The sequence below is a fragment of the Novosphingobium sp. FW305-C-111 genome (assembly GCF_058783565.1).
Genome location: NZ_JBYSYP010000005.1, coordinates 122334 through 138725, shown reverse-complemented (window position 1 = coordinate 138725; position 16392 = coordinate 122334). Strand labels below are relative to the sequence as shown.

18 protein-coding genes and 1 tRNA gene are annotated in these 16392 nt (G+C 66.3%); 2 read left to right on the top strand and 17 right to left on the bottom strand.

Features of this window, described 5'->3' with window-relative positions; all coding sequences use genetic code 11:
- Nucleotides 1-20 precede the first annotated feature (20 nt).
- The 9 genes from AC3WLD_RS07770 to radA all read right to left on the bottom strand — a co-directional run bounded on the left by AC3WLD_RS07770 (nucleotide 21) and on the right by radA (nucleotide 8327).
- A complete protein-coding gene (locus tag AC3WLD_RS07770; RefSeq protein ID WP_492556373.1) occupies nucleotides 21-479 on the bottom strand; it encodes a surface-adhesin E family protein in 459 nt (152 codons plus the stop codon).
- Entirely contained in the window at nucleotides 472-1020 is a 549-nt protein-coding gene (locus AC3WLD_RS07765; RefSeq protein ID WP_492556372.1) for a DUF805 domain-containing protein, read from the bottom strand. The genes AC3WLD_RS07770 and AC3WLD_RS07765 overlap by 8 nt, the downstream gene beginning before the upstream one ends.
- A 19-nt stretch (nucleotides 1021-1039) precedes the next feature.
- Nucleotides 1040-2587, bottom strand: coding sequence for an aminoacyl--tRNA ligase-related protein (locus AC3WLD_RS07760; protein WP_492556371.1), 1548 nt, complete (start codon nucleotides 2585-2587; stop codon nucleotides 1040-1042).
- Between the two features lie 49 nt (nucleotides 2588-2636).
- Nucleotides 2637-3188 carry a polyhydroxyalkanoate synthesis repressor PhaR gene (gene phaR, locus AC3WLD_RS07755; RefSeq protein ID WP_492556370.1) on the bottom strand — a complete coding sequence of 184 codons (552 nt, stop codon included), beginning with the start codon at nucleotides 3186-3188 and terminating at the stop codon, nucleotides 2637-2639.
- 77 nt (nucleotides 3189-3265) lie between these two features.
- Nucleotides 3266-4318, bottom strand: a complete 1053-nt coding sequence (alr, locus tag AC3WLD_RS07750; protein ID WP_492556369.1) for an alanine racemase — start codon at nucleotides 4316-4318, stop codon at nucleotides 3266-3268.
- Between the two features lie 2 nt (nucleotides 4319-4320).
- On the bottom strand, nucleotides 4321-5934 hold the full coding sequence (locus AC3WLD_RS07745; protein ID WP_492556368.1) for an MFS transporter: 1614 nt from the start codon (nucleotides 5932-5934) through the stop codon (nucleotides 4321-4323).
- Nucleotides 5924-6391, bottom strand: coding sequence for an iron-sulfur cluster assembly scaffold protein (locus AC3WLD_RS07740; RefSeq protein WP_492556367.1), 468 nt, complete (start codon nucleotides 6389-6391; stop codon nucleotides 5924-5926). Before AC3WLD_RS07740 ends, AC3WLD_RS07745 begins: the two co-directional genes overlap by 11 nt.
- Nucleotides 6391-6948, bottom strand: a complete 558-nt coding sequence (locus AC3WLD_RS07735) for a CvpA family protein (RefSeq protein WP_492556366.1) — start codon at nucleotides 6946-6948, stop codon at nucleotides 6391-6393. Before AC3WLD_RS07735 ends, AC3WLD_RS07740 begins: the two co-directional genes overlap by 1 nt.
- 11 nt (nucleotides 6949-6959) lie before the next feature.
- The gene (radA, locus tag AC3WLD_RS07730) at nucleotides 6960-8327 is read right to left on the bottom strand and encodes a DNA repair protein RadA (protein WP_492556365.1); all 1368 of its coding nucleotides are present in this window, start codon (nucleotides 8325-8327) and stop codon (nucleotides 6960-6962) included.
- A gap of 122 nt (nucleotides 8328-8449) precedes the next feature.
- Here radA and AC3WLD_RS07725 point away from each other — a divergent pair, with 122 nt between their 5' ends.
- On the top strand, nucleotides 8450-8992 hold the full coding sequence (locus AC3WLD_RS07725; protein ID WP_492556364.1) for a hypothetical protein: 543 nt from the start codon (nucleotides 8450-8452) through the stop codon (nucleotides 8990-8992).
- Here the strand turns inward: AC3WLD_RS07725 and AC3WLD_RS07720 are convergent.
- The 6 genes from AC3WLD_RS07720 to efp all read right to left on the bottom strand — a co-directional run bounded on the left by AC3WLD_RS07720 (nucleotide 8989) and on the right by efp (nucleotide 13127).
- Nucleotides 8989-9588: a DUF3501 family protein gene (locus tag AC3WLD_RS07720; protein ID WP_492556363.1), complete on the bottom strand. Its 600-nt coding sequence runs from the start codon at nucleotides 9586-9588 to the stop codon at nucleotides 8989-8991. The two genes, AC3WLD_RS07725 and AC3WLD_RS07720, sit on opposite strands and share 4 nt — an antisense overlap.
- A 1-nt stretch (nucleotide 9589) precedes the next feature.
- On the bottom strand, nucleotides 9590-10915 hold the full coding sequence (locus AC3WLD_RS07715) for a heterodisulfide reductase-related iron-sulfur binding cluster (protein ID WP_492556362.1): 1326 nt from the start codon (nucleotides 10913-10915) through the stop codon (nucleotides 9590-9592).
- Nucleotides 10916-11036: 121 nt separating this feature from the next.
- Complete coding sequence (locus tag AC3WLD_RS07710) at nucleotides 11037-11462, bottom strand: rubrerythrin family protein (RefSeq protein ID WP_492556361.1); 426 nt, start codon at nucleotides 11460-11462, stop codon at nucleotides 11037-11039.
- 147 nt (nucleotides 11463-11609) lie between these two features.
- Nucleotides 11610-11693 (bottom strand) — tRNA-Leu (locus AC3WLD_RS07705).
- Between the two features lie 43 nt (nucleotides 11694-11736).
- Nucleotides 11737-12564: an inositol monophosphatase family protein gene (locus AC3WLD_RS07700; protein WP_492556360.1), complete on the bottom strand. Its 828-nt coding sequence runs from the start codon at nucleotides 12562-12564 to the stop codon at nucleotides 11737-11739.
- On the bottom strand, nucleotides 12564-13127 hold the full coding sequence (gene efp, locus AC3WLD_RS07695) for an elongation factor P (RefSeq protein ID WP_492556359.1): 564 nt from the start codon (nucleotides 13125-13127) through the stop codon (nucleotides 12564-12566). The genes AC3WLD_RS07700 and efp overlap by 1 nt, the downstream gene beginning before the upstream one ends.
- A gap of 93 nt (nucleotides 13128-13220) precedes the next feature.
- Here efp and AC3WLD_RS07690 point away from each other — a divergent pair, with 93 nt between their 5' ends.
- Nucleotides 13221-13646 (top strand): hypothetical protein, encoded by a 426-nt coding sequence (locus AC3WLD_RS07690; protein ID WP_492556358.1) that lies wholly within the window; start codon nucleotides 13221-13223, stop codon nucleotides 13644-13646.
- Here AC3WLD_RS07690 and AC3WLD_RS07685 read toward each other — a convergent pair.
- Entirely contained in the window at nucleotides 13632-15575 is a 1944-nt protein-coding gene (locus AC3WLD_RS07685) for an OPT family oligopeptide transporter (RefSeq protein WP_492556357.1), read from the bottom strand. The genes AC3WLD_RS07690 and AC3WLD_RS07685 overlap by 15 nt on opposite strands.
- Before the next feature lie 157 nt (nucleotides 15576-15732).
- Nucleotides 15733-16389, bottom strand: coding sequence for a M23 family metallopeptidase (locus tag AC3WLD_RS07680; protein WP_492556356.1), 657 nt, complete (start codon nucleotides 16387-16389; stop codon nucleotides 15733-15735).
- Nucleotides 16390-16392: the final 3 nt, after the last annotated feature.

Genomic DNA, 16392 nt, shown 5'->3' with positions numbered 1-16392 from the left:
GCGCCCCCGGCCGGGGAAACTCAACCGCCGTCGGCGCGGCGAACGTCGAAAAAGTCCTGGGCGATGCCGACGGGATCGTCGAGCACCTCGGTCAGGTATTCTTCCTGCCCGCACATGACCTGGGCGAGTCGTTCGAGGATCGTGCCCTTGGTCACCGCCCGCCACTCGCCGACGGCTTCGGTATCCTCGAGGCGCACCTCGTCGTGGAAGAACTTGGTGTGGAGGTCCTGCACCTCCATCGCGTCGCAGTTCACCGCGCGCTTCATCAGCAGGATGTTCCAGTCCTGCCCGTCCGGACTGTCGACGATGCTCATGGTCCAGCCGGTGACGTTACGCCCGGTGCGGCTGAGGCTGGCCTCGTCGACCAGCATGATCGTCTTGCCGGCCTGGACGTCCGATTCGGCCGCGCCGCGCCAGCGCTCGGCGGCGGCGGGCGTGGCGGCCAGCAGGGCCGGGAGAAACAGCGCCAGCCTAGCCATCTGCCCCGGCGCGCGTCGGCAGCAGGCCGATGACCGCGACCAGCAGCAGCGGAACCCATCCTAGCAGGGACACCGAGCTATAGGACATGGAGTTGACCTGTCCGCCCGCCATGCCCGCCTTCATGGCCGCGACAATCCTGTCCATTTCGGCCGGGAGCCGCGCCAGCGCGAGCCCTTGCGCTGCCAGCGGGACCAGGCCAAGCCAGCCCGAATAGCCGGCATCATGCAACCGCCGGACAATCGCCGCGGCGAGCAGCACGGTCATCAGGGCGGCGCTGCCGATGCTCACCCAGACAAGCGCATGCATGTAGTCCGCCATGCCTGAAGCCATGACCGCCTCTGCCGCCGCGCCCCCATCGGGGTTTCGGCCCGCTTCGATCATGCTTGCCGTCATCGAAACGAAGAAGGGTATGGTGAATGCCATCGTGACCAGCGTCGCCAGGATGTAGACCGCGAGAAACCACCACCAGAACGTCGGACGATTGTCCCGCCCGGAAAAGCGCAGCAATCCGCGAAACCCGTTCCTGACCGCCTCAATCATTCCTGCCCCCTGCCCTCGTTCAATACGCCCGCGCCACGAGGATCCGCTCGACCGCCGGCTCGCCGGTGAACGGGCAAGGCCCTTCGGCCGGCGCCGCGTCGAGCGGAGTGTTGCGGATCGTGAGTTTCAGCGCCTTGAGCGTCTCCACCACCGTGTCGAGCGCCGCGCCGGTCGGTTTCGACCACGACAGTTCGACCCAGCCGGGGAACTTGCGGTCTTCGGCGAAATAGGCCTTGAGCCCGGCAAGGTCGGTTACGTCACGGACGATCGCGGCGTCGCGTCTGGCCGCCGCTTCGGTGTGGAGCGAATGCTGGATGTCCGCAAGGTGCGCAGCCGCCTCGCCGACGAAGGCATCGCGCCCCATCGCGGCAAAGTTGACCTTGCCGTCCTCGCGCCACAGCTGGTCGCGGCGCAGGACCGAGACCTGCCCGCCTTCGGCATCGCGCCCGCCGATCTCGAGGATCAGCGGCACGCCTTTCTTGACCCAGGCCCAGCGCTTCTGCGTGGCCTTGCCGGGGCGCTTGTCGAGCAGCACGCGGATCGGTTCGCCCAGCGCCGACTGCCGGGCGAGCGCGGCGCGAAGGCTCTCGCAGTAGGCGAGCAGGGCCTCGTCACCATCGTTGTCGCGGAGCATCGGCAGGATCACCACCTGCTGCGGCGCAATGCGCGGCGGCACGCGCAGCCCGTCGTCGTCGCCGTGGGTCATGATCACGCCCCCGATCATCCGGGTCGAGACGCCCCAGCTGGTGGTGTGGCACAGCGTCTGCTGGCCTTCCTTGTCCTGGTAACGGATGCCCGCCGCCTCGGCGAAGCCGGTGCCGAGGTAGTGCGAGGTGCCGGCCTGGAGGGCCTTGCCGTCCTGCATCATCGCCTCGATCGAGTACGTCGCGACCGCGCCCGGGAAGCGCTCGTTCTCCGGCTTGGCGCCGGCGATCACCGGCATCGCGAGAACCTCTTCGGAGAAGCTGCGATACATCTCCAGCGCGCGCATCGTTTCCTTCATCGCGTCCGCCTCGTCGGCGTGGGCGGTGTGGCCTTCCTGCCAGAGAAACTCGCTGGTGCGCAGGAACATCCTCGTGCGCATTTCCCAGCGGACGACGTTGGCCCACTGGTTGGTGAGCAGCGGCAGGTCGCGCCACGACTGGATCCACCGGCTCATCGCCGCACCGATCACGGTTTCGGAAGTCGGGCGGACGACCAGCGGTTCTTCGAGCTTCGCCTCGGGATCGGGGACGAGGCCGCCCTTGCCGTCACTCACCAGCCGGTGATGGGTGACGACCGCCATTTCCTTGGCAAAGCCCTCGACGTGTTCCGCCTCCTTGGCGAAATAGCTCAAGGGTATGAACAGCGGGAAATAGCAGTTCTCGACGCCCGCCGCCTTGATCTCGGCGTCCATGACGTGCTGGATGCGTTCCCACATCCCGTAGCCCCACGGCTTGATGACCATGCAGCCGCGCACGCCGGATTCCTCGGCAAGCTCGGCTTCGGCAATCACAGCCTGGTACCACTGGGCGAAGTCGTCGTCCCGCTTGACGGGAAGCGCGTGCTTGATCGTGACCTGATTCATCGCGCCCGGTTAGCGCGTGATGCCGGCTTTGGCGAGATTGCGCGGCCGCTTACTTGGCGAGCGCGTCGAGTTTCTTCTGCATTTCCGCCATCTGGGCACGCAGTGCGGACAGCTCCTCGTCACCCGAGGCGGCTTTCGGCGCTTCCGAGTCCTTTGCGGTCGGCACGAAGGCGGCGGCGGCGGCCTTGAACATTTCCATGTTGCGCTGCGCTATCTGGGCGAGCGGATTGGAGCCGATGCTCTCCTCGATGGCCTTGCGCATCTTGGCCTGATTCTCGCGGAAATGCTCCATCGAGGCTTCAAGATAGCCCGGAAGCAGCGCCTGCATCGAATTGCCGTACATCGCGATCAACTGGCGCAGGAAGTTCGTCGGCAGGATCTGCTCGCCGCCCGCTTCCTCGTCCATGATGATCTGCGTGAGAATGGAATGGGTTATATCTGCGCCCGTCTTGGCGTCGACAACCTGAAACTCGACCCCGTCACGTGTCATCTGCGCCAGATGCTCGAGCGTGATGTAGCTGGACGAGTGCGTATTGTAGAGCCGGCGGTTGGCGTACTTCTTGATGATGATCGTGCCGCCGGCCTTGGCCTTGTCCGTCATGGAGTCGCGCCCCTGTCGCAATGGATGCTGCGTTTTAGCAGATGCAATATGTGCAGCGCAACAAAAGCCTGTAAATGCTATCCGTTTCCGAACCTGTCACCCAGCAGGGTAAACAATTCATACTGGCTGAGCCCGGTGGCCTCGCTGGCTGCCACGGGATCATAGTCGACGCTTAACCAGTCCCCTTCACCGCATTCGGGCGCATCGCTCAGGTCCACGACGGTCATGTCCATCGAGATCCGGCCGAGCGAAGGCAAGGTCTTGCCGGCGAACGAGAACTGTCCTTTCCCCGACCAGCAGCGAAGATAGCCGTCAGCATAGCCCAGCGCGATCGCACCGACGCGCATCGGTCGCTCGGCAACGAACGTTCCATTGTAGCCGACGGGGTCTCCGGCGGCGATTTCGCGGACCTGCAGAACAGCAGCTTCGGGCCATGCGACCTGGCGCAAGTGCGGTGCCATCTCAGGGCGCGGGATCCCGCCGTAGAGCGCCAGGCCGGGCCGGGTCAGATCGGCCAGATATGATTTGCCGAGGCTGATTCCCGCGCTGTTGGCGAGGCTGTAGCGGACCGCCTTCACCGCCCGGCGGACCTCGTCGAACCGGGCAAGTTGCCCTAGGTTCTGCGGCACGTCCTCGTCCGCGCTTGCGAGATGGCTGAGGCAGGTGACGATATCGAGCTGCGAGACGGCCTCGTCCCCCATCTCGGCCAACGGCAGCCCGAGCCGGTTCATGCCGGTGTCGACCATCAGGTCGCAAGGTCCGCCACCCGCATCCAGCCAGCGGCGCACCTGCGGCAGGCTGTTGAGCACAGGGCGTACTCCGCTGGCTCTCGACCAGGCGACGTCGGCCTCGTTCAATGGACCATGCAGCACCGCGATCTCTTCGGCAGGTACCGCGCCGAGCAATTTGGCGGCCTCGCTCCAGTGGGCGACGAAGAAATCCCTGCAACCGGCATCGCGCAGCACGGGAACCGCGCGCGCTGCGCCCATGCCATAGGCGTCCGCCTTCACCGCCGCAGCAGCCCGCGCCGTCCCCGACAGCCTGTCGAGCGCGCGCCAGTTATCGGCGAGAGCCTCTCCGTCGATCCGCAGGCGCAGGGCGGCCGGGGGGACCGGCGGGAGGCTGGACAAGGTCAGGCGCTTTCGTCGGCGAAGTCGGTCGGCGGCCCGCCCTTGAGGCCCCACAGCGCGACCAGGAACGCGACAAGGACAATGACCCAGGTGTACCACAACCCGGCATAAGGATCGCCGGTACGGGCGACGATGTATCCCGAGATCAGCGGCAGGAACCCGCCGAAATAGCCGGTGCCGATATGGTAAGGAATGGACATCGAGCTGTAGCGGATGCGCGGCGGGAACATCTCCGCAAGCAGGGCCGCGACAGGCCCGTAGGTCGCGCCCGACAAGGCCATGAGCGCGAGCAGGCCGAGCAGGATGATTGCGGTCTGGCTCAGCGAAGGCACGACCTTGGCGAAGTCGTAGCCATAAGGCTGGAGCAGGCCCTGCACCGCACCGGCCCGTGCCTTCTTGTCGGCCCACGGATAGCCATCGAGGGCAACCGGTGCTCCGCCCACAGTCAGGGCGAGATCGGGTGCGGTTGCGCGGGTATAGGACACGCCCGTGGCGGTCAGGTCTGCGAGAAGCTTGCCGCAGTTGGTGGCCTGCTCGGACGCAATTGGATCATAGGCGCAGTCAGGCCCGCTGACGACGACCGGGCTGCGCGCGGCGGCTTCCGACAGACCGGGATTGGCCGCGCCGCCGATCATCCAGAAGATCGGGAAGAGCAGGAGCAGCGTGACCGCATAACCTACCACGATCGGCTTCTTGCGCCCGACCTTGTCGGACCAGTGGCCGAATACCAGGTAGAACACCATGCCCACCGCGGCCCCGACGCCGACGATGATGTCGGCGGTCGATTCCTCGACCCGCATCGCCGACAGCAGGAAGCTGCGCGCCGAGAAGGTGGCGGTGTACCAGATCACCGTCAGGCCGGCAGCTATGCCGAACAGGGCGATGAAGATCCGGCGCTTGTTCTTCGGGTAGGTGAAGCTTTCGACGAAGGGATTGCCCGAAAGCTCGCCTTCCTCCTTCATCGCCTTGAACACCGGGCTCTCGTTGAGCTTCAGCCGCATCCACAACGAGATCGCGAGCAGCGCCAGGCTGAGCAGGAACGGCACCCGCCAGCCCCACTCCGCCCAGACGTCCGCCGGCATCAGCGCCTTGCTGGCAAGGACGACGACCAGGCTCAGCACGAAGCCGCCGACCACGCTCGCCTGGATATAGCTGGTGTAGTAGCCGCGCCGCCCGCCGGGCGCGTGTTCCGCGACATAGATGGCCGCGCCGCCGTATTCACCGCCGAGCGCCAGGCCTTGCAGTACACGCAGGAGCAGAATGATCGCAGGCGCTGCAATGCCGATGGTGGCTGCCGATGGAATCAGGCCTACTCCGGCTGTCGCGATGCCCATGAGGGTCACGGTGACGAGGAACGTGTACTTTCGCCCCAGCTTGTCGCCCAGATAGCCGAACAGGATTGCGCCGAGCGGGCGGAACCCGAAGCCGACGGCGAACCCCGCCCAGACCAAGAGCAGCTCAAGCGTCTCGTTGCCGGCCGGGAAAAACGTCTTGCCGATGATCGCGGCGAGTGTGCCGTAGATGAAGAAATCGTACCACTCGAACACGGTCCCCGCAGACGATGCCGCGATGACCAGCCTGATGTCCGACGCACTCGGTTCCGCGCTATCCGCCATCGTGTCTCCCCTCCTGGCCAGGCCGCTCTAGCGGAGGCGCGGCCATCGCCGCAAGGGCGGCATCCCAGGCCAGGAGAATGGCACCGTGACGGGCAGGATAGGCGCGCGCTGCGGAGATGAGGTCGAGCCCGGGCCAGGGCGGCATCGATCCGTCGCCCGACAGCCATTCCGCGAGTCCAGCCCGGGTCGCGGCAATTTCTTCGCGCGTTCGGCCGACGCCATGGTCCGCGAATACGGCCGCCGCCGCCTGCCCGATGGCACAGGCATGGGGCCTGAGACCGAGCCGCACGATCCGCCCTTCTCCGTCGAGATCCATCGCGATCGCGAGGGTGCTGCCGCAACTGCGCGAGCGGGCCTCGCCCTTCCACGGCAACGCTTCGTCGAACGGATAGCTGGCGAGCCGCACGGCGCCGACGAGAACTTCCGGGGTATAGAGCACCCCGCCGCCGCTCGCCATCAGGCGCGCGACTTCGACTTGGGCGATGGCTTCTCGGCCGGCTCCTCGTCGTCGGCCTTGACCGCATCATGCCGCCGTTCCGCGATCAGGGTGACGAGGGCTTCGCTGGCGGAATTGATGAAGGGATAGGTCCGCGCCTGCGAAATCCAGTTCGGGCGGCCTTCCGGCCCCCAGACCACGTCATAGCCCAGCACCAGCACCGAGAACCCGAACACGACGATGATCAGGCCCTTGATCGCGCCGAAGCCGAAGCCCAGCACGCGGTCGATCGGGCCGAGCAGCGAGGTCCGGCTCGCAGTACCCATGCGCTGGGCGACGATCCGCACGGCGAAGTACGGGAGCAGCAACAGGATCGTGAAGGCCAGCACGCCGGCGCCGGTTTCGGTCGGCATGTGCGAGGCCAGGTATTCGGTGAGCGGGGTGTGTCCGAAGCGGATGGCGAAGATCGACGCCGCCCACGCGGCGAGGGACAGGATTTCCTCGACGAAACCCCGCATGAACCCGCCAATGGCCGCGATCCCGACCACCAGGAGCAAGACATAATCGAAACCCGTCATCCGCTACGAAACTAGGCCCCGCCCAGAATCCGGTCAACGAGATTTGGCACAAGCCGCAGTGGCGTATAACGCAGCCCGTCGCCGGATTTACCCGTTCCATCGGGCCCGCAGGCCGTGGCGAAGCCAAGCTTGGCTGCTTCCTTCAGCCGGATCCCGGCGTGAGCGACAGGGCGGACCTCTCCGGCAAGCGAGATCTCGCCGAACCAGGCGGAGTCTGCCGGGAGCGGCTTGTCGGCCAAGGCCGAGATGAGCGCGGCCGCAACCGCGAGGTCCGCCGCCGGATCAGTCAGCCGGTAACCGCCCGCGACATTGAGATAGACTTCCGCCGACGAGAAGCTGAGCCCGCAGCGCGCCTCCAGCACCGCCAGCAGCATGGCAAGGCGCGAACTGTCCCAGCCCACCACCGACCGCCGCGGGGTCGCCCCGCTGGCGATCCGCACGGTCAGCGCCTGGATCTCGACCAGCACCGGGCGGGTGCCTTCGAGAGCCGGAAACACCGCACTCCCCGCCACCGATTCCTCGCGGCCCGAGAGGAACAGCATCGACGGATTGGGGACTTCCGCGAGTCCGTGCCCCTCCATCGCGAACACGCCGATTTCGTCGACCGCGCCGAATCGGTTCTTGAGCGCGCGCAGGATGCGGAACTGATGGCTGCGCTCGCCCTCGAAACTCATCACCACGTCGACCATGTGCTCGAGCACGCGGGGGCCCGCGATCGAGCCATCCTTGGTGACATGGCCGACGAGCACCAGCGCGATGCCGTTTTCCTTGGCGTAGCGGATCAGCTCGAACGCGCAGCCGCGGACCTGGCTGACCGTGCCCGGCGCACCCTCGATCTGGTCCGAATGCATGGTCTGGATCGAATCGATGACAAGGAACGCCGGCGGTCGCATTCCGCCGAGCGTCGTGAGGATGTCGCGCACCGAGGTTGCCGAGGCGAGTTGGATCGGCACCTTGCCCAGTCCGAGCCGCTCGGCGCGCAGGCGAACCTGGTCGGACGCTTCCTCGCCGCTGATGTAGACGACGTCTCCGCCCCCACCGGCGATTCGTGCAGCGGCCTGGAGGAGCAGGGTCGACTTGCCGATGCCGGGATCGCCGCCCATGAGGATCGCAGAGCCGGGCACGAGCCCTCCGCCCAGCGCGCGGTCGAACTCCGCAAGCCCGGTTTTGCGCCGCTGCGGCAAGGCGACGGGCGTGTCGAGCGAGACGAACTGGAACGCGCGCCCGCCGCCCGAAAGATCGTGCTTGGCCGAAAACACTGTCTCCGGCGCTTCTTCCGCCAGCGAATTCCACTCGCCGCAATCGGCGCACTGGCCCTGCCAGCGGTGCGTGACACTGCCACAGGCCTGGCAGACATAGCGACGTTTGGGCTTGGCCATCGCCCAGCGTTAGCGCAGAACAGAGTGGGAACGCAAGCGTCCCTCCTCAGCGCGCCGTTACCCCATGCTAACCATGCGAATGGCAGGAGCGCTTAACTTCGCGGCGCTATTCTGGCGCTGCAATGCAGTTCGACATTAACCAGTTCGTCCGGGTCGACCCGAAGATGTACCGGCACTTTGCCGTGGTGACGCTGATCATCACCGCGTGTGTCGGCTTCTTCGCGGACACGGAAAATCGCGAGGCCGTCGCCGGCGAAATGGACCGGCGCGACCAGCAGGTCGAATTGCGCAAGGCCGAGGAAGCGAAGCAGGCGCGGGAGCACTCGACGTTCGAGAACCGCGCTGCCAGCGGTCCTGCGATGGCCGACGATGTCGGTGGAGGCTATGGCGCGCCGATGGACAACGGCGGCAGTCGCGGCATGGGGTCCTCGGTCATGCCGGCCAGCTATCGTCCGCTCGCACAAGCCTGTGGCCGGGCCGCGGCGGACCGCAATGCGCTTTCGAGGATGAGCCAGCCCCAGCGTGAGGCTTACCTCGCGAAGCTCGACGAGATGGATTGCTCGCGCAGCGCCAGCGAAAGCCAGCCGCACCAGCCGACCCAGTCGGAGATCAGCGCGCTCGCCGCAGCGTCGGCGGCGCGGTCGGGCTCGGGGTCGATCGACTAGCCGAAGCACTCGCGGGCAAGGTACGCCCGCGACTCCGCCCCGAACAGCGCCGCATGGCCATAAGCGGGGTGGTTGATCACCAGCATCGCCTGCCCTTCACCGCTCTTCCACGCCGCGACCTGTGCTGCCGTGAAATCGAAGTGAATGAAGTGCACTGCGCTGGCCTTGCCGTCGCTTTCGCGGGTGCGCTCGACATCGCCTTCGGGCCGGGCGGTGATCCGCTCGCTGCCGATCTGGATGTGGATGTGGCTCTCGACCCCGCCGATGGTGCGCAGGAACGCGTCGCGGCGGACCGGATCCTCGACCTCGAACAGCAGGGTCGCGGTCAGTTCGCTGCCCTTGGGGACCATCGGGTCATAAGCCCGCAGCTCATCGGCCAGCTGTTCTTCGCCGCCCTTCTCGATCCGCAGCATCTCCTGGATCTGGAGCCACATCGAATCCCACGACTCGAACAATGCCGTCGCGTTGGGACCGACCGCAAGGCTGGTCAGCTTCTTGCGCAGGATCGCTTCCTGCTTCTTGTCGGCCCGGATCAGCTCGTACTGGTCGAGCGGGAGGATGTCTTCTGCGGTGATGGTGTGTTGGCTGCGGGGCATCTTACAATCCATAGGCCTTGGCCATGACTTCGATCGGGTGGCCGATCCGTTCGGGCGGCGTGTCGCCGTTCGCCGCCATGACCTGCTTGAGGTGCGGCCCGGCGAGCGGGCATTCGGATACCACCAGGTCGGGCTTGTTCTTGGCAATCGCACGCGCGGCGGGCTTGCCGACCTTGATGGCGCGGTCGAAGTTCTCCTTGAAGATCCCCCACTTGCCGCCGTGGCCCGAGCAACGCTCGGTCAGCATCGGCTTGGCCTCCGGAATCAGCTTGAGCATCTCCATCGCCTTGGGTCCCATGTTCTGGGCGCGGGCGTGGCAGGCAAAGTGGACACCGATGGTCGCGGGCATCGTCTCGATCGGGGTCAGGCCGTTCTGCTTGGACAATGCGACGACGTACTCCGACACGTCGAAAGTGTGCTTGGAGAGCAGTGCGACGTCCTCGTTCTCCGGCTCGATCAGCGGCCATTCGAACTTGAGCATCAGCGCGCAGCTGGTGGTGAGCGGAACGATGTCCCAGCCATCCTCGACCAGCTGCCGGAAATAGGCAGAGATGCGCTCGGCCGCGCTGGCCACGCGAGGCAGATCGCCGTTTTCGAAGCTGGGCATCGCGCAGCAGTCGGGATGCTCGATGCGGACCTGGCAGCCGTTGTGCGCCAGCACCTTCATCGCCGCCTCGCCGGGCGTCGCATCGTTGAAGTTGTCGTGGCACCCGGCATAGAGCACGACCTTGCGCCCGAACGCGGGGCCGTCCGGATTGGGCGCAGGGATGATCGCATTGGCGCGGTTGACCAGCGGCGTTGCCTCGAACGGCGGAACGTGGGCGCGGCTGTCGATGCCGAGCACGGCTTCCATCACCGGCCGGGTGAGAGCGTTGCCTTCCTTCGTCGCCCAGTTGGCGAGACCCGAGGCGACCGACCCGAGCTTGCCGTTGCGGTCCATCTTGGCGAGCTCGCGGTCGCGCAGCGGGGTTTCGCCCTTGCGGTTCTCGACCGCGCGGTGACGCAGCATCAGGTGCGGAAAATCGAGATCGAAGCTGTGCGGCGGCACGTAGGGGCACTTCGTCATGAAGCACATGTCGCACAGCGTGCAGGCATCAACGACCGCCTTGAGCTGGCCCGGGGTGAGGTCGTCGACTTCCTCGTTAGGGCTCTCGTCGATCGCGTCGAACAGGATCGGGAAGCTATCGCACAGGTTGAAGCAGCGGCGGCAGCCGTGGCAGATGTCGTAGACGCGGCGCAGCTCGGCCTCGAGCGCGGCCTCGTCATAGTACGCCTCGTCCCGCCACGGGATAACATGGCGCGTCGGCGCTTCCAGGCTGCCTTCCATAATCCGTCCCGCAAAATTCAACGTCGTCCCGGCGCACGCCGGGACCGCTGGCAGTGAGAGAGCGAGGTCGCGTCAACCGCCAGCGGTCCCGGATCAGGTCCGGGACGAAGTCAGAGTCAGATCAAGCCTCGGCCAGCAGACCGTCGAGCGTCTTCTGGAACTTGCCGGCGTGGCTCTTCTCGGCCTTGGCGAGAGTTTCGAACCAGTCGGCGATTTCGTCGAAGCCTTCGTCACGCGCGGTCTTGGCCATGCCCGGGTACATGTCGGTGTACTCGTGGGTTTCGCCGGCGATCGACGCCTTCAGGTTGTCGACAGTGCCGCCGATCGGCTCGCCGGTGGCGGGGTCACCGCATTCCTCGAGGTATTCGAGGTGGCCGTGAGCGTGGCCGGTCTCGCCTTCCGCGGTCGAGCGGAACACGGCGGCAACGTCGTTGTGGCCTTCGATGTCGGCCTTCTGTGCGAAATAGAGGTAACGGCGGTTAGCCTGGCTTTCACCGGCGAACGCGGCCTTGAGGTTTTCCTCGGTCTTCGAGCCCTTCAGTCCCATGACAATCTCCTGCGTCAGGTGTTGATCACACCCCCTTGTGGGCGGACGCGGGCCATCAGGCCATCGGAAATTTTCTAATCTGGTTATCGAGACAATCGATCATATTGTTGCGAATAATTCGCATCGGCGATCTGATCGGTCTGCGGATGGTGCCCCTGGCCCGACTCGAACGGGCACGTATTGCTACAAACGATTTTGAGTCGTTCGCGTCTACCATTCCGCCACAGGGGCATGCGGCGCGGGGCTTAGCCGCCGCGCCGGAATACTGCAATGCTCAGCGCGCCGTCCGGAGCGCGCCGACCAGAAGCTTGTGCAGCTTGGAGTGAAGCTGGTCGTTGCCGGCCAGAACCGTATCGTCGCAGATCGGCAACGAGCGGCCCTTGTAGTCCGAAACGAACCCGCCCGCCTCGCGGACCAGAAGGCAGCCTGCGGCGGTATCCCACGGCAGCAGGCCGCTTTCCCAGAACCCGTCGAAGCGCCCAGCCGCGACCCACGCCATGTCGAGCGAAGCCACCCCGAACCGGCGGATGCCGGCGATGCGCGGACCGAGCTCGGCGTAGATCTTGATCCATTCGCCCATGTCGCCGCGTCCGGCGAACGGGATGCCGGTCGCGATCAGCGCCTCGTCAAGATGGCGGCGCGAGGACACGCGCAGGCGGCGATCCTGCAGCCACGCGCCACGGCTCTTCTCGGCCCAGAAGCTTTCGTCGGTGATCGGGTTGTAGACGATCGCCGCAGTGACCTCTCCCCAGCCCTTGCCGTCGAGGGTGGGCTCCTGCGCCGCGATCGAAATCGCGAAGTGCGGGATGCCGTGGAGGAAGTTGGTCGTGCCGTCGAGCGGATCGACGATGAAGCGCGGCTTGCCGGGTTCACCGGGAATCTCGCCGCCTTCTTCCATGAGGAAGCCCCAGCCCGGACGCGCGGTCTTGAGTTCGTCCCACAACGTGCGCTCAGCGGTGCGGTCGGCCTTGGAAACGAAGTCGGCCGGGCCCTTCTTGCTGACCTGGAGGTGCTCGATCTCACCGAAGTCGCGGCGCAGGCGCGTGCCGGCCTTGCGCGCGGCACGCTCCATCACCCGGACAAGGCCCGAAATGGCCGACATCAGTTCGCCTTGCCGACGTAAGTACGCTCATAGACGTCGACGACGATGCGGGTGCCGCTTTCGATGTGCGGCGGGACCATCACGCGCACGCCGTTGTCGAGGATCGCCGGCTTGTAGCTCGACGAGGCGGTCTGGCCCTTCACCACGGCGTCGGCCTCGACGATGGTCGCCTCGACCTGTTCGGGCAACTGGACCGAGATCGGACGCTCGTCGTACATTTCGAGGAGCACGGTCATGCCGTCCTGGAGGAACGCGTCGGCACCGCCGAGAAGGTCCTTGGGCAGACTGATCTGTTCGTAGGTTTCCACGTCCATGAAGATCAGGTCGTCGCCTTCGGCATAAAGGAACTGGAAGTCCTTGGTGTCGAGGCGGACGCGCTCGACGGTGTCGGCGCTGCGGAAGCGGACGTTGGTCTTGCGGCCGTCGATGAGGTTCTTCATCTCGACCTGCATGAACGCGCCGCCCTTGCCGGGCTGGGTATGCTGGGTCTTGGCGACCTTCCAGATGCCCTTTTCGTATTCGAGAATGTTGCCGGGACGGATGTCCACGCCGCTGATCTTCATGGTGGAAAGAGCCTTCGTTGAACGAGGAAAGGCGCGCCCTTAGCCGACAAGGGCATTTGCTTCAAGCGCGAGCGCCGTGCTAACCGGAGCGCCATGCGTCGCACCCCGATCCTGCACAAGACCGCCCTGCTCGCCCCGATGCTGCTGCTTGCCGCACCGGCCCACGCGGTTCCCGGCGGCAAGCTCGACACGCTGGCGCTGGGCACCTGGTTCTGCGAGCTGCCCGGCGATGCGGTGACGGAGCCGACCGCGCAGCCCGGCGAGACTTTCACCGCGGTGCCCGACTCCAGCTACCAGACCCCCGAAGGCCAGCGGGGCAGCTACCTTCTGCTGGGCGATATCCTGACCTTCACCAGCGGCCCGCGCGAGGGCGACCGGTTCACGGTCGAAAGCAGCGCAATGGTCCACAAGCTGTCGCCGACCGGCGAGGAACTGCCCTTGCGCTGCGTCCGCGCCGGCGATCCCGCGGCGATGGCGATGGCTCCGCGGCCGTCCGACGCCGATTCACGAGAGCGCTGAGAGCGTCGCCTTCCGGGTCCGCTGGTAGCTCCACATGAGCACCGCGACCGCCACCGCAAGCCCGACATAGCCTGCCGCCGGAGCGAAGCTTTCCGGCATGATCGCCAGTGCCCCGGTGCCGAGGCCTGCCGCGGTCCCGGCATTGAACAGGCCGAACATCGAATCGCCGACGATGAACCCGGTCGCCAGCAACACCCCCGCCCGCTCGACCGTTTCCGGGGCTCGGGTCCGCGCCGCCATCTTGTTCCACAGATGGCCGATCACCGCGCCGATCACGGTCGGCAGGATCAGGGTGATCGGCAGGTAGATGCCCATAGCCACGGCCAGCGGCGGGAACGCGCCCTTACCGCTCTTGCGCAGGGCTTCGTCGATGGCGATGACCACCACCCCGATGCCCGCACCGATGCCGAGGAGCCTCCACGGAAGGTCCCCGGTCAGCACGCCTTGCGCGATCGAGGCGATCAGCGAGGCCTGCGGGGCGCCGAGGGCATCCGGGCCCGCTCCCGGTGCCCCAGCGAAGTTGTACGTCTGGAGCAGGAGCTGAAGGACCGGCGGCACGACCAGCGAACCCGCAGCAACGCCGATTACCAGCGCGACCTGCTGCTTCCACGGCGTCGAGCCGACGAGCTGGCCGGTCTTGAGATCCTGCAGGTTGTCGTTGGCGACGATGCCGATGCCGAACACGAACGCGGTGATGAACAGGGCGAGCGCGGTCAGCGCCATCCGTTCCTGCACATCCGCACCGTGGCCGAACAGCGCCGCGACGATCAGCGAGGCGACCAGGATCGAGAGGATGCCGACGCCCGAAACCGGTGAGTTGGAAGTTCCGACAAGCCCCGCCATGTAACCCGTGACCGCCGACACGATTACGCCGACGACCGCGACGAACAGTACCGTGAGGAGAAAGATCGACCAGAATGAGCCGGCAAGAGGTGTGCCGGAAACGAACGCCCACAGCAGCAACCCGATCGGCACGGCGGCGAGTAACGACCCGCCGCCGACGATCCAGCCCGGCAAGTCGCGCTCGGTCAATGCGACCTGCTCTCCGGCCTTGCGCGCCCGTGCGGTCGCGGCAATCCCGGCGAGGCCCGAAAAGATCGAGCCGGAAATACGGATCAGCGTCCACACCGCAGCCACCGCGATCGTGCCCGCGCCGACGAAGCGAACGCCGTTCTTGAACACCGACCCCGCAACCTCCTCGACCGGCCCCGGAATGCCCGCACTCAGCCATGGGAGGAGAACAAAGCTGCCGAGGAGCATCCCCGCCCCCATCGCGATCCCGGCGGTCAGCCCGATCAGGTGCCCGACACCGACCAGCCCGAGCGAAAGCGACGAACCCGCAGTCGCGACTCCGCTGCCAAGCTTGAACTGGATGCCGATTTCCTCGGCCGCGACTTTCAGCGCGGTGAGGATGCCATAGAACGCGGCGACGACGCTGCCGACGATCAGGGTGATGAGGCCCTGCCTGTTTTCCCGCGCGCCCTCGTCGCCGGCCATACCGACCTTGAGCACTTCCGCGCCGGCCACGCCTTCGGGGTAAGGCAGGTCCGAGCCGATCACCAGCGCACGGCGCATCGGCACCGACAGCAGCACACCGAGGAGCCCGCCGACGAGGCAGGTCAGCATCGATATCCAGTAGGGGAAACCGCTCCACCAGCCGATAATGACCAGCGCCGGGAGGATGAAGATCATCGTCGCCACGGCTCCGGCGGCGCTGCCGATCGTCTGGACGATGTTGTTCTCGACGATCGTGCTGCCAGAAAACTGGCGGAGAAGTGCCATCGAGATGACGGCCGCGGGGATCGCGGTCGAAAAGGTCAGCCCGACCTTGAGCCCGAAATAGACATTGGCGGCGGTGAACACGAAGGTCAGCGCGCCGCCCAGCAGGACCGCCCGCACCGTCAGTTCGCGTTGCTGCGACTCGCTCATCCCCCGCCCTTCCGTTCAGCTTTCTGCGCCGTTTCCCGACGAAGTTGACAAAGTTGACAGTGTCCTGGGCGACATACCGGGCCCCCTCGCGAAGGCCGCCGCGGATCGTGTCAGATGCAAGCTGATGGCATGGAACGGATCAGTAGGAAAGGGAGGCTCAACGCCCGCCAAGCATCGGATAGGGATTGAGCGCCGTCCCCGGATCTGACCATTTCGCCTGCGGTGCCGTCTGCGTTACCGCGAAGTGGAGGTGCGGTGCCGAGGGATCGGCGTTGCCGGTCGAGCCGACGAAGCCGATCGGGTCGCCCGCGCGCAACTCCTGCCCTTCCCCAAGGCCCGGCGCGTAGCCGTCGAGGTGGGCGTAGTAATAGACGAGGTTCCCGTCGGGCGAGCGCTGGTACACCGTCATGCCGCCGGCCTTCGACAGGAACAGCTTTTCCACCCTGCCCGGCGCCGCCGCCACGACCGGGGTGCCGCGCGGCGCGAGGATGTCGATCGCGTCGTGGACCCGAATGCCGCCATCGCGGGCCTGGGTGAACGTATCGACCAGCATGTCTGCGCGCACACCCTCGACCGGAATGACCAGGCGGCCACTCGGCATTGCGCGCATGGCGGCGCGCGCCTGCGCGGTGTAAGCCGGCGCTGGCATAGGCCCCGACTGTCCCGGTGCGGCCGCCATCAGGGACATGGCCGGGCCGTCGGGCGGGGCGGAGCCCCCCTTGTCGAGCCACAGGGCGCCGGCGGTCACCCAGCCCGCGGAGGTGACCGTAGCGGTGACGACGATGGTGCGAAGGGTGTGCAGGGCTTGCGGCATGGC